Source organism: Cecembia calidifontis (genome assembly GCF_004216715.1).
GTDB lineage: Bacteria > Bacteroidota > Bacteroidia > Cytophagales > Cyclobacteriaceae > Cecembia_A > Cecembia_A calidifontis.
In genome coordinates this window covers 4,019,375-4,033,330 of record NZ_SGXG01000001.1, presented here as the reverse complement: position 1 = coordinate 4,033,330, position 13,956 = coordinate 4,019,375, and the positions used below count along the sequence as shown (strand labels likewise).

Annotated in this window: 9 protein-coding genes; 4 read left to right on the top strand and 5 right to left on the bottom strand. The window is 42.0% G+C overall.

Annotated features, from left to right (window positions below; genetic code table 11):
• Positions 1–217: 217 nt before the first annotated feature.
• The 4 genes from BC751_RS17295 to BC751_RS17280 are packed head-to-tail and all read left to right on the top strand — an operon-like array spanning position 218 to position 7,952.
• Positions 218–3,298 (top strand): SusC/RagA family TonB-linked outer membrane protein, encoded by a 3,081-nt coding sequence (locus BC751_RS17295; RefSeq protein WP_130276723.1) that lies wholly within the window; start codon positions 218–220, stop codon positions 3,296–3,298.
• Positions 3,299–3,303: 5 nt separating this feature from the next.
• Entirely contained in the window at positions 3,304–4,770 is a 1,467-nt protein-coding gene (locus BC751_RS17290; protein WP_130276722.1) for a RagB/SusD family nutrient uptake outer membrane protein, read from the top strand.
• A 10-nt stretch (positions 4,771–4,780) separates the two neighbouring features.
• Entirely contained in the window at positions 4,781–6,820 is a 2,040-nt protein-coding gene (locus tag BC751_RS17285) for a PKD domain-containing protein (RefSeq protein ID WP_130276721.1), read from the top strand.
• A 7-nt stretch (positions 6,821–6,827) separates the two neighbouring features.
• Positions 6,828–7,952 (top strand): glycoside hydrolase family 16 protein, encoded by a 1,125-nt coding sequence (locus BC751_RS17280; protein ID WP_242617516.1) that lies wholly within the window; start codon positions 6,828–6,830, stop codon positions 7,950–7,952.
• A gap of 105 nt (positions 7,953–8,057) precedes the next feature.
• On the opposite strand, the gene BC751_RS17275 is transcribed toward BC751_RS17280, so the two are convergent.
• The 5 genes from BC751_RS17275 to mobA form a co-directional block, all read right to left on the bottom strand.
• The gene (locus BC751_RS17275; RefSeq protein ID WP_130276720.1) at positions 8,058–9,461 is read right to left on the bottom strand and encodes an MBL fold metallo-hydrolase; all 1,404 of its coding nucleotides are present in this window, start codon (positions 9,459–9,461) and stop codon (positions 8,058–8,060) included.
• A gap of 131 nt (positions 9,462–9,592) precedes the next feature.
• Entirely contained in the window at positions 9,593–10,207 is a 615-nt protein-coding gene (locus BC751_RS17270; RefSeq protein ID WP_130276719.1) for a class I SAM-dependent methyltransferase, read from the bottom strand.
• Positions 10,208–10,608: 401 nt separating this feature from the next.
• Positions 10,609–11,526, bottom strand: coding sequence for a bifunctional molybdenum cofactor biosynthesis protein MoaC/MoaB (gene moaCB / locus BC751_RS17265; RefSeq protein ID WP_106565843.1), 918 nt, complete (start codon positions 11,524–11,526; stop codon positions 10,609–10,611).
• 213 nt (positions 11,527–11,739) lie between these two features.
• Complete coding sequence (locus BC751_RS17260) at positions 11,740–13,242, bottom strand: MFS transporter (protein WP_130276718.1); 1,503 nt, start codon at positions 13,240–13,242, stop codon at positions 11,740–11,742.
• A gap of 40 nt (positions 13,243–13,282) precedes the next feature.
• On the bottom strand, positions 13,283–13,873 hold the full coding sequence (gene mobA, locus BC751_RS17255) for a molybdenum cofactor guanylyltransferase (RefSeq protein ID WP_130276717.1): 591 nt from the start codon (positions 13,871–13,873) through the stop codon (positions 13,283–13,285).
• Positions 13,874–13,956: the final 83 nt, after the last annotated feature.

Below are 13,956 nucleotides of genomic sequence, written 5' to 3'. Positions count from 1 at the left end.
TTAATAAAAATTAGTGATGTAGTAAAAGCTTGAATATATGAAATTTTATTTTGAAATGTAATTGCCGTTTTTGATATAAAAATTCCTGATTTTTTAATTAAATGATGAGTTTTTGTGAAATGGTACTTTCACGATTGATGTATTATTGATGTAGTAATTTTTTTTGATTGACGAATTTAGTTTTCGTCATTGTGCAGGTATTATAAATCCAAAATACATGAAAAAATTATTTACTTTACTCATCATGCTGTGCATTCAGTTGTCAGTGTTTGCACAGACAGGTTCCATTAGGGGGCAGGTATTGGATGACAGGGGGGACCCTATTCCAGGGGCCAGTATTTTAAAGGTGGGCACGACTTCCGGTACAGTGACCGATTTAGACGGTTATTTTACGCTTTCGGTTAGCCCTGGTGACCAATTGAGGGTCAGTTTTGTAGGTTTTCAGTCCAGGACCATAGCTGTTGGGGCTGAATCATCTATTGTGGTGAATTTGATTCCAGAAATAACTTCACTTGGTGAGGTGGTTGTGGTAGGGTATGGTACTGCTACCCGTAAGGAATTAACAGGGGCCGTCTCACAGGTACAAGGTGCAGATGTGGCAAAAATGAATATGCCTCGGGTTGACCAGGCATTGCAGGGTAAACTTTCAGGGGTAACGATCACTACCAATTCAGGAGCTCCGGGAGGAACTTCCAATATCAGGATCCGGGGATTAGGTACTTTTGGAAACAACAATCCATTGATATTGGTGGACGGGGTTATTTTTGATGCTGCAGGCCTCAACTCACTCAATCCCAATGATATCGAATCCATCAACGTTCTTAAGGATGGTACAGCTGGTATCTACGGTGTAAGAGCTGCCAATGGTGTAATTATCATTGAGACGAAGAAAGGTTCTTTGGGCAGCAAGCCTTCAGTGGAACTGAGCAGCTACTATGGTGTTCAGGAAGCCGCCCGCAAACTCAATCTTTTGAATGCCAGGGAATATGCTATTCTAAAAAATGAAGCATTTGCGGCAGGAGGAATGGCTCCTCCATTTGCTAATGTAGATCTGGGTTTGGGTACCGATTGGCAAAGGGAAGTTTTCCAAACTGCTCCCATCCAGGAGCATACAATTTCAGTAAACGGAGGATCTGAAAAAACATCTTATTCTATTGGTGGAGGATATTTCGGCCAACAAGGGATTGTAGGAGGACCTAGGTCCAACTTTGAAAGGTACAATGCCAGAATCAACTTTGTGACGGAGATTGCTCCAAAATTGAAACTCACAAGTGTGTTCCTCTATACGCATGAGCAGGCAAGTGGTATCCCACAAGGTGGAATCGGTTCTGTACTGTTCAATACTATCAACGCCTATCCAACAGAGCCGGTTTTTGTAGGGAATAGATTTTCTTATTTGGAGAATGTAGCCGATATCATCAACCCTTTGGCCCAAATTGAAAATACTTTCAATGAGACTTTTGTCAATAAATTGGTTGGCAAGCAGGAACTTTCCTACAAGATCAATGAGCATTTTAACCTAAACGGTAGGGCGGGTTATAACTTTGCTTTGGTGGATGGGAAAGCATTTTCACCCTTAGCTTGGTTTGGCCCCGGAAAATTTGCCAATACTGCCAGAAACGAAAACCTAGATCCTGTACTGGTTGATGTTGGCGGTACATTGATTGAAAGGGGTGCCTCCGTATTTGAAAATAGGGATTCTTTTTTGGACTACAACTTAGAGTCATTTCTTAATTATGACAGGAGATTTGATGATGTTCATCGGGTCAAAGGCACCTTAGGGGTCAGTTACTTTGGGAATAGAAACATGGGGTTAAATGGTACTGCTTTCAATATTCCGAACAATGATTTTGCTTTTGCTGATATTTCTGCCAATCAGGCACCTGGTGGATTTTTGAACCAAACAGGCTCCTTCCAGACCCAGCAGCGATTGATTTCATCCTTTATCAGGGGTGAATATGAATATAAAGGAAGGTATATGTTTTCTGCTATCCTAAGAAGGGATGGTTCTACCAATTTTGGTCCAAATAACCGGATTGGTTACTTTCCTTCTGTGTCTGGTGGTTGGGTAGTATCCGATGAGAATTTCTTCAGTTCAAATGCAATTGACTTTATGAAACTTCGCGCCAGCTTTGGTGTGTCGGGTAATGACCAAATCGGTCTGTTCAGGTACAGAGGCCTGATGAATGGATTGGCCCGTTATGTTTTTAATGATTTTATCATAAACGGAGCAGCAATTGGTGCTACAAGTAATCCCGATCTAAAGTGGGAGACAACCTTGCAGACCAATATTGGTTTGGATTTTACTTTATTCAGAACCATTGATTTTACAGCAAACTACTTTGTCAAAGATACCAGAGATCTTCTTTTCCAGCCTGAGGTATCCGCCTTATTGGGTTCTTATGGTCCAGGAGGTTTTCCGCCTGTAATCAATGCGGGTAATGTATCCAATAAAGGTCTTGAGCTGGAAATCGGTTATGGAACTTCAAAACCTACAGGGGTTAATTTTAGAGTAGATTATAATGCTACTTTTATTAGAAACAGGGTTACCAAAGTCCCTGAGGGTTTGGATTTTATTCCGGGAGCGGCATTCGGTGTGGGCGGAAACATTGCTACCAGGTTCCAAGAGGGATTCCCAATTGGTTATTTTGTGGGCTTCCAAACTGATGGGATCTGGCAGACTGCTGAAGAAATTGCCTCCAGTCCTGTCAGACAGCCAGATGCAAGACCTGGAGATCTCCGTTTTGTGGACATCAATGGCGATGGCGTCATCAATTTCAGTGACGATTCAGACCGTACCATGATAGGTTCTCCAATCCCTGATTTTATCATGGGACTCAACCTGTCAGTGGATTACAAAGGTTTTGATTTCTCTGCAAATGTGTATGCCGCTATTGGTCAGGACATTATCAGAAACTATGAGAGACAGCAGCCTTTTGCCAACCAACTGGCTTATAATGTAAACCGTTGGACAGGACCAGGGACTTCCAATGATATCCCAAGATTGACTACTGGACAGACTAGAAACACTGTTTTTTCAGACTTCTTTGTTGAAGATGGTTCTTTTGTAAGACTTAGAAATGTCCAAGTGGGTTATACACTTCCTGAACAAATTTCAGGAAAGATTGGAATCAAATCCATGCGTTTCTATGTGGCAGCCAATAATCTGATCACCTTAACCAGGTATATGGGCTTTGACCCAGATGTGGGATCTGGCAATCCTCTTTTTGCAGGTGTAGATAACGGTATATTTCCACAGGCGAGAGTAATCATGGGTGGTTTAAACTTTAGATTTTAAGAAACATGAAAAAGCTATATATCATTATTTTGGCCTTAACCATGTCCTTGGTCTCTTGTGACCACTGGTTGGATATTGAACCTGAATTTGTTCAGGATGCAGAAAATTTCTTCAATACCGAAGAAGATTTTCAAAGGGCTGTGATCGGGGTTTATGATTTGATGCAGACCAATTACCTGCAGGTTTGGATAGGCGAAATCGCATCCGATAATTCCATAGCAGGTGGTGAAAGTGTCAACGATACTCAGGGCCTTCATGAGATTGATGGCATGAGGCATGGGGGAGTCAACAATGAATTAAGAGATGTGATGCGCTTTAATTATGCGGGAATTGCCCGTGCAAATTTCATCTTCGAAAATGAAAATAAGATTGACTTTCCTTCAAAAGAGCGTCTGATGGCTGAAATTTCTTTTATCAGAGCCTACTACTACTTTACCTTGGTGAATTACTTTGGAGATGTCCCCTTGATTGTCGATAGAAGAGCATCCATCAATGAAGTATTCCAAATAAATAGAACTCCCAAAGCTCAGGTATATGAGCAGATAGAAAGAGATCTGGACCGGGCGATACGCGTGTTGAATTGGACCAATCCTGAAGTGGGTAGAATAACGAAAGGTGCGGCTATGGCCCTGAAAGGCAAGGTTTTATTGTACCAGCAAAAATTTGGTGAGGCAGCTCAGGTTTTTGATGAATTGATCACTACCAACCAAGCTGGCTATGCATTGGTGCCTAATATGTCAACCATGTGGTTGGTGGCCAATCAGAACAGCAGTGAAGATGTGTTTACCATCCAACATTCAGGTTTACAGGGCGGTGATTATGGCTGCTTGGTTTGTCTGCAAGGTAATCCGGCACCTGGTTTCCATGGTATCCGGAATTATGTAGGTCCCTTCTATGGAGATGGCAACAGCTACAATCTTCCTACTCAGAATCTGTATGATTTCTTCGGAAATGATCCCCGTAGGGAAGTTACCATTCTTGATCTGGATGCGTTCATTGCAGCACAACCCAATGCATCAGAGATTTCTTACATGATTGGCGGAGGAGGTCATACCGGCTATTACAATAATAAATACATCAAGAGAGATTTTGAAAGAGGTCTTCCTGACGATGATTTGACGAGTCCCTTGAATTACCGCGCCATCCGTTATGCGGATGTACTGTTGATGGCAGCAGAGGCTTTTGCCCAGATTGGGAATGATGCCCGTGCCAGAACGGAGTTGAACAAGGTAAGACAAAGAGCCGGAGTTCCGGACATCACCAGCTCAGGTTCCCAATTGTTGGAGGACATTTACCGTGAGCGAAGATTGGAGCTTTCTGGAGAGGGCTATAGATTTTGGGATTTGGTAAGGACTGGAAAAGCAGTAGCAGCTATTTCCGGGTTTCAGGTAGGAAAGCATGAGCTGTTTCCTATTCCTCAGGTGGAGATTGATTTAGCAGGTGGTAGATGGGCACAAAACCCAGGTTATTAATTCAGACAAAATGAAAAGAATATTCAGATTAGCAGCATTCTTATTACCTGTCCTATTCATGTGGGCATGTATAGAAGAATATAGATTGGATGCAGAGCCGCCAACAGTACAGGAGGCAGGCTTCAGCTTTGTTCCTTCCGAGGAAAGTGATAATATCCTGCAGTTTACCGCAGATAATGACTTCTTCCTGATGGTTTGGGATCTAGGTAATGGTGTCAAAGCAGAGGGCAGAAAAGTGACAGGTTTCTATCCTTTGGCAGGCACATATAAAGTAACGCTTACCATTTACAGCAGGGGAGGAAGTGCTACATTTTCCAAAGATGTAGTTATTGAAAATACAGATCCTACATTGCTGGACAGACCGGTTTTCAACTTATTGACAGGTGGCATTGATGCCATTAATGGTAAGACTTGGGCTATCGACTCGACTAGGGCTGGACATCTTGGGGTAGGACCTATTGGCAGTGAGTTCCCTGAATTTTATCAGGCCCGTCCAAATGAAAAAGTAGGTAGCGGTATGTACAACACCCGTTATACTTTTAAATTACGTGATTTCGTTTTCGATTGGAATACAGGCGGTTTGGTGTATTTGAATGCCGCTCAAGGCGCCAATTTCCCGGGAGCATTTGATCCGGGAGTAGGGGATTTGTCAGCTCCTTTTGTTTCGCCAGGAGGATTGAACTGGAATATTGTAGAAGAATCAGGAAGGCATCCTGTATTGAGTGTCACAACTCCTGGATTCATTGGATACTTTACAGGAACCCGATCTTATCAAATCTTAAGGTTAACAGAAAATGAAATGTTCCTTCGCTTTACAGACCAAGCAAATGGTGCTTTGGCCTGGTATGTGCGATTGATTCCTGCAGGATTTGCAGCACCTACTGACCCTGAACCTGAGCCTGAAAATCCAAATGTGAACTTCAGTTTGAGTGATTTGGTAGGAAATGGTAGAAAAACATGGAAGCTTAAACCTGCCGCAGGGGCTTTTGGTGTTGGGCCAGCTAGAGGAAGTGATGCATTTTTCCCGAATGGAAATAATATTTCAGGCGATAGACCTTGTCTATTCAATGACCTGTTTATATTCAATCAAAATGGAACATATGAATATGATGCCCAAGGAGATATTTTCGGTGAATTCTATATGGGTCTATCCTCTGAGGGATGTCAGCCGGAGTCTAATTTAACAGGAACTCCTGGAGCTGCATGGGCTTCTGGTCAACATCAATTTAACTTTACACCGGGCACTGCCAATAGTCTTCCAAAAATCACAGTGACTGGAACCGGGGCCTTTATAGTGCTGCCAAAAGCCTTTAATGGTGGTGAATATACCCAAGGACCTCCACGTCCGAATGAATCAGTCACCTATGATGTAATTGGCTATGATAGGGCAACAGGTGAATTGCAATTATCGATCGACATCTCAGGAAATGGAGCTGTATTCTGGAACTTTACCTTGGTCCCAGCTGGAACAGATCCAGAGGTTCCTCAGGAAAATGGTCTGAGGTTGCAGGATTTGATCGGAACTGGTTCACAGGCATGGAAACTGAAGCCGGCTGTAGGTGCATTTGGCGTGGGTCCTGCACCAGGAAGTGATGCATTCTTCCCAAATGGTCAAAATATTTCAGGAGACCGTCCCTGCCTTTTCAATGACCTGTTTATCTTCAAAGAAAATGGTATATTTGAATATGATGCACAAGGGGATATTTACGCCGAAGATTACATGGGTATATCCGGTGGGGGATGTCAACCTGAATCCAATCTAACAGGGACCCCGGGGGCGGCCTGGGCTTCAGGTACACATCAGTTTAGTTTCCAACCTGCTTCAGGCAATAACAGGGCAAAAATAACCGTTACTGGAACGGGCGCGTTTATTGTATTACCTAAGGCGTTCAATGGAGGTGAATATACCCAAGGTCCTCCAAGACCCAATGAATCTGTCACTTACGATGTCTTAAATTACAATCCGACTACACGTGAGTTGACATTGGTTATTGATATAACCAACAATGGCGGTGTTTGGTGGACCTATGTATTAGTACCTGCTAATTAAAATGGTAATGATGCTGATTAAATTAAAACATACACTAATTTTCCTTCTTGCGGCAGTCCTCACACAGGCCTGCCAGCAAGAGGAAGTTGATGCAAAATTAGTGTTGCCTACCAACTTGGAAGTAAATATCGTACAGGGAGAAAGGGGTGCGGTAACAGTAAGTTTTACTGCTCAAAATGCCAATTTCTTCAGGGTAGGTTTTGGAGTTGGACCACAGTTACCTGAACTGGTTCAAGGAAACCAAGTGACATTCTTATACAGGCAAGCAGGCACTTACACCATTACCGTTCAAGCCCATGCTACCGAAAATGATTTTATCAAAGAAGAAAGACAAATCAGTATTTCTGAGGCAGTTTTCGGGCTTGCCATACCTCAAACAGGATATACAAGTCCCGAAAGTTATGCGGGCTACAGACTGGTTTGGAGAGATGAGTTTGAAGGAAATGCCTTGTCATCTGATTGGGTATTTGATTTAGGTGATGGTTGCCCCACACTCTGTGGATGGGGGAACAATGAACTGCAATGGTATAGAAGAGAGAATGTCAGGGTTGAAAACGGAAATCTGATCATCCAGGCAAGACAGGAAAGCGTTGGAGGAAGAAATTATACCTCCTCCCGCATCAAAACTCAGAGCAGGCGATCATTCAAGTTTGGCAGGGTGGATATCAGGGCTGCTTTACCCAAAGGGCAAGGCATTTGGCCAGCACTATGGATGCTGGGTGATAATATAGATCAGGTGGGTTGGCCAAGATGTGGGGAGATTGATATTATGGAAATGGTCGGTGGACCAGGCACTGCCAGGAACAACACCGTTCATGGCACCGTTCATTGGGACAATAATGGAAGCCATGCTGAGTTTGGTGGCTCGGTAACTTTGCGGGAAGGGATCTTTAATGATAATTTCCATGTATTTTCCATCATTTGGGATGAACAAAAAATCGTTTGGTTATTGGATAATGAACCTTATCATGAAATCGATATCACTCCAGCGGCTTTATCGGAATTAAGAGAGTCCTTCTTTTTCCTATTTAATATCGCAGTTGGTGGAAATTGGCCCGGTAATCCAGACGGAACCACTACATTCCCACAGCAAATGGTCGTTGACTATGTGCGGGTATTCCAAAAAGAATAATAACCTATTCAATCAGAATGAAAAAGCGACACTCAAATTGAGTGTCGCTTTTTTTTGCTATAAAAAAAGCCCGGATGACCGGGCTTTTAAACAATTTATTAACCATTAACCTTTAATTAATTCTGCTTCTTTGGCAGACCAGTCTGCCCATCCACCGGCATAGTTTTCTACATTATCGAAGCCGCTGGCTTTCAAGATGGAGTAGGCGATTGCCGCTCTTGCTCCACTTTGACAATGGATGATTACTGGTTTGTCCTTGGATACTTTGTCCAGATTTTGAGGTAATTTACCTACAAAGAGATTGTCTGCCTCTTCAATATGGCCTTTTTTGTACTCGGCCACACCTCTTACGTCAATGACCTGTACATTACCTTCTGCGATTTTGGCTTCTACAGCTTCTTTATCGATCGGATTGAAAGTTTCCAAATTACCTTTTTCATACTCTGCCAATTGTGCAGGAGTGATATAACCATATAAATTGTCCAGACCGATTCTCATCAGCTTTCTGGTCAAATCTTCCACCTGTGCTTCTTCAGCGATCAATACGAAGTTTTCATCATAGTTCAGGTACCAACCCATCCAAGTGGAGAAGGAGTTGTTGTTGGTGATGCTGTAAGTACCTCTTAGGAAACCTTCAGCATATTCCTGCCATGGTCTGGTATCGATGGTTTTCAACCCATCAGCTTTTACCTTGGCATAAGCAACTTTGGATAAATTTTGAACTTTAGGTACTTCGGTCAAAAGCTTTCTGTCCACCTTGTTCAATTTCTTCATCATTGCGAAGTACTTAGGCGGCTCAGGCTGATCTGCCAGCAATTCTTTGGCAAAGGCAGTCTTGTCATTCAACAGTTGTAATGCCCAGTTTCTGATTTTTTCATATCCTACGGTGGTCATAGGTACTGCACCCAATGCTTTACCACAGGCAGAACCTGCACCGTGACCTGGCCATACTTGGATATAGTCACCCAATTTGCTGAATTCCTGCAAGGAATCATACATCTGAGCTGCACCTACATCTTGTGTTCCTTTGATACCGGCAGCTTGTTCCAACAAGTCAGGTCTTCCCACGTCACCTACGAACACAAAGTCCCCGGTGAACAACATCACAGGTTCGCTGGATGCTGGTTTGTCAGTCAATAGAAAGCTGACACTTTCAGGAGTGTGACCTGGGGTATGGATGACTTCAAAAGTCAGGTTACCCATTTTTACGACATTTCCACCTTTGATTTTGTTATGGGGAAACTCGTATTTCCAGTTTTCATCTCCTTCATCGGACAGGTACATCTCAGCACCGGTCAATGCCGCCAACTCTCTGGAACCACTTAGGAAATCCGCATGGATGTGGGTTTCCAAAATATGCGTGATTTTCATGTTATTGGCTTTGGCAATTTGTAGGTAGGTATCTACGTCTCTTTTAGGGTCGATTACGGCTGCAACACCATGTGCCTGACAACCGATTACATAACTGGCCTGGGCCAAACTTTTGTCATAAACTAGTTCGAAGAACATATGCTATTTCTGTTTTGATTGTTCGTTTTGTTTGAAATTATAAGACAAAATTCAGCAATTTCTAATTCGGTTTTTGTGAGAATTGTTACTTTTCAGCCTTATTCAAAATTTATCCGGAGCTGATAGTCCATTTATTTCCTTTTGAGACAGCAGAAACTATAGTTTTGAGTTACGCCGGAAGGGGTAATGTGATCCGTATTAAAACTTTTTACGCAATCAAAGGACATGCTAAAAGTTTCTGCCAGTGCTACTGTTGAATACCTTTGGACTGGAAGTCCGCTGCAGGTTTCTGGTCCGGTTTCTGAAAAGACCCCAATAAACAGCCATCCTCCCGGTTTAATATGCAGGGATGAAATTTTAAGGTAGATGTCGATTTTTTCTTTATCCATCAAAAAATGGAAAACAGCCCTGTCATGCCAAACATCATATTTCCGATCCGGATTAAAATCTATAATATCTGAATGTATCCATTCGATTTTATCTGCATTTTTCCCCAATCTTATTTTCGCTTTTTTCAAAGAGGTGGAAGAAATGTCAAGGACAGATATATCCTTATAACCTAAGGCCAACAAATGATCAACCAATAAACTGTCACCACCTCCTACATCTAAGATAGCTGAATTTTTGTTAATCCCGAATTCTTCAATTAGATCGAGAGAAACAATTGGTTTTTCCTGGAACCAACCAACTTTTGTGGTATCCTTAGTTTCATATACATTTTCCCAGTGGTCCTTTGTTACTGCCATCAAATCTGTTTTTTTTATGTTGCTTGTAAGTTGATGAAACTCTTCCAATTTCTTAAATCCTATGAACTGGTTTGTGACAGAATGTCTAAGATTAACAACTGGCCTTTACAGCAAAGAAACTGGAGGATTATTAAAGTTGGAAAGGGAGGGAGATTTGCAGTTATACCACAATCCCCACTCCCTTATGATTTTTAACCTCTCAAATTTTTTAGCTTGTATGGATCGCTTGAAGAATCAAAATGAGACCCTTTTGAATAAATAGCTATTTTGTTAGTATTTCAGAAATACATTTACTCTACACCTATACCCTCAATTGTCTAATCAATCATTTCTTAACTAGGTAATCCATTAAGCCAACAAGCCCTAGACCCACAACTTAACCAATTTCATAATCTCCAAGTTCATTCATGCCTAAAAGCCGGCCCCTCCATGACCCTAAAAATATGCAAGATAGCAGGGAAAATAGCATCCATGGATTCTTCTGCTCCTTTTGTAGATCCCGGTAATGCAAGAACAAGGGTTTTGCCAATCAATCCTGCAACAGAACGGGATAACATGGAGTAGGGGGTTCTTTGCTGACCGTAAGCCCTTATAGCTTCCTCAATTCCCGGTACTTCTGTTTTTAGTAGCGGCTTGATGGCTTCAGGAGTTACATCTCTAGGTGAAAGTCCCGTTCCTCCTGTAAAAATGACCATATTGACTTTTTGTTCCACATATTGGTTTAACCGATTCCGTATCTCGTTTACTTCATCAGGGATGACAAGATAATCGTGGATTTGTACCTTGGAATTTTCAAGTTTTCTGATGATGGCTTTTCCTGCACTGTCTTCCTTCTTTCCGGCAGCTATAGAATCGGAACATACAATGACAGCCGCTTTAAGAACCTGAATGTTTTCTTTTGAAAAATCAGTTTTGCCTCCTTTTTTCTCTATCAGTTTAATTTGCTCAATACTGATTCCTTTATCCAATGGCTTGAGCATATCATACATCGTCAAAGCCACTACTGAGGCCGCATGCATGGCCTCTACTTCTACGCCTGTTTTGTAAATGGTATGGATTTCAACAAAAATGAAAATTTGTAAGTCTTTGATTTCATAACTGACTGCTGTGAATTCTACCGGTAATGGATGACAGTCAGGAATCATATCCGCAGTCCTCTTTGCTGCAAATAATCCTGCGACTTTGGCCATTTCAAAGACATCTCCTTTTGGAACCTTCTTTTCAATTACAGCTTGAATGGTTTCCTGGGAACTCACCTTTACTATGGCCTGGGCAATGGCTTTTCTTAAGGTGTTGGATTTATGTGTGATGTTGATCATTTTTCAGTTATTAAAATTGAGAGGCCAGAATTCTGGAATGAAGTTAGATTCATTGTACTGGACCCTAGATTCAGGATTAATCAAATTCCATTAGGAAGCGGTTTACATTGTTTCAATTGATTAGCCTACGAAATTACCTGTTTCCTGTATATTTCCTGATGACAATTCTTCAAGAAATAGGTTCAATAAGGTTAAATGAAATTTAATATCTTTCTATTTCACCCGATCAATTTTATTGGCTATTTCAGGGGATTCTGCTTTGATTAGTTTTCTGGTCACCTGCAACATCCAATATAGGCAAAGTACAGATAAGATAAACATCAGGATCCAACTACTCGTCCAGAGACCTGTCCAATCAAGTAGGTAACCAAAGAGGATTGGGCAGACAAACCCTCCAAGGCCACCGATGACGCCTACCATACCACCTACAGTGCCCACTTCATTTGGGAAGTAATCTGGTATAAACCTGTAAACACCTGCTTTTCCAATTCCCCAGACGATACCGATCAAAAGTACGAGAATGGCATAAACCCACATATTGGCTTCAAAAGAAATCTGTGTCACTCCTTTAGCAAGCAATTCTTTTTTAACTACTTGTTGGCCTTCGGTAACTACGGGTTCCTGCCAATTATATTTTTGGGGCAGGAATGATGCCAAAGTATTGGGGTCTTCCATTTTTTGATTGGCCAATGCTTTGGAGGCCAATCCATAACTTTTTTCTTCAACAATGATTTCACGGTCACTTACTGATTGGACCTGACCTGCTCTTTCGGCCATTATTCCTTTGCCAGGTGTAATGATATCCATACGGGGAACCATCAACAAGGCCGCCAAGATCACTGACCAGCGGAATGTGCCCAACATGACCCTACGGGCTCCAATTTTGTCGCTCATCCATCCGCCCAATACCCTGATTACTCCGGAAGGGAATGAAAATAGTGAGGCAAATAGCCCAGCTACTACCAAACTTGCCCCATATACATTCACAAAATAAGGCACCAACCACTGAGCAAATGCAATGAAACAACCAAAAACAAGGAAATAATAGAATCCGAATCTCCAAACTCGGATACTTTGAAGTGGTCTTAGGATCTGGCCCATAGTACGGGCAGGTGCTCCGGTCTTTTTATTTACTGAGAACAAAATAAATGTCAAGGCCATCAACACAAGTACACCTGCATAGTACTGGGGTAAAAGCCTCCAATTTTCCGGATTGGAACCATGGTCTGTGAACCTATTTAATAGGGTGGGGGCCAAAAGTGTGGTCAGCGCTGCTCCGGCATTTCCGGCGCCAAAAATCCCCAAAGCCCTTCCCTGCCAATTTTTGGGAAACCATACAGAGGTATAGCCAATACCGACAGCAAATCCAGCACCTGCAAAGCCAAAGAAGAAGCTTAATACAGCATAAAAAATAAAGCTGTCCACATATGCAATCAAATACATTGGAATGGCGCAAAACAGCAATAAGCCTGCAAATATCCATTTCCCCCCATATTTGTCCGTAATAATTCCCAATGGTAATCTCAGTACAGCTCCGGTAAGGATTGGAATACCAAGCAACCAACCAATTTCTACCGGTCCCCACTCAAAAATATTGTTATCAACAAGGTAGGTGACCATCACCCCGTTAAAAGTCCAAACAGCAAAGCAAATGGTGAATGCCAAGGTGTTCAGAAAGAGCATTCTATAAGACAGTGAATTGATATTCTCTTGCATAGTCTGTGGTTTTGGTGGAGAAGTAGGTGAGTTGTTTAATTTAGTTAATTCTTTTATTCCCCCAAGTCATGGCCTTTTCCCTGTCTTGAGGACTGTTGATATTTTGGAAAATTTCAGGGTGATTTTGATATTCCTCGTCCAAGTTGAACTTAAGATGAGCTGTGTTTAGTATAAACTGCTGGAATTTCAACCTGTCATTTTGGAGATGTGAATGGATTACCTGTAGAAGATTTACCGGATAGATTCCTGGGAAAGGAAGGATATTATTATGAAGTTCCGCAATGACAATTTGATTTTCCTTTTTTTGCTTAATGAGGTCTTGAATGACCTCTAGGCTTAGAAAGGGCATGTCACAGCTCAATAGAAGTACAAATCTTGAAAGTGAATCACTCAAAGCTGTATAAAGACCGCCCATTGGTCCCTTTTCAGGTACTATGTCTTTGATAACTGGAAATCCAAACTGCTTGTATCCTTTATGGTGAGCTACAATCTTTACAGGTAGGTCTAATTTACTTACACTTTCCAGCAAGTGCTTGATCATAGGCTTCCCGAGCAGGTCGATTAGACCTTTGTCCTGGCCCATTCGGCTGCTTTTTCCCCCTGCCAAGATGTATATGCTCAAATCATCCATGCCGTTTTCTAAATATGGTGAGAAAGCTGAAATTAAATCATTCTTCTACAGTGTTATGTCTTCAAGGCCTCAAGACTATTGTC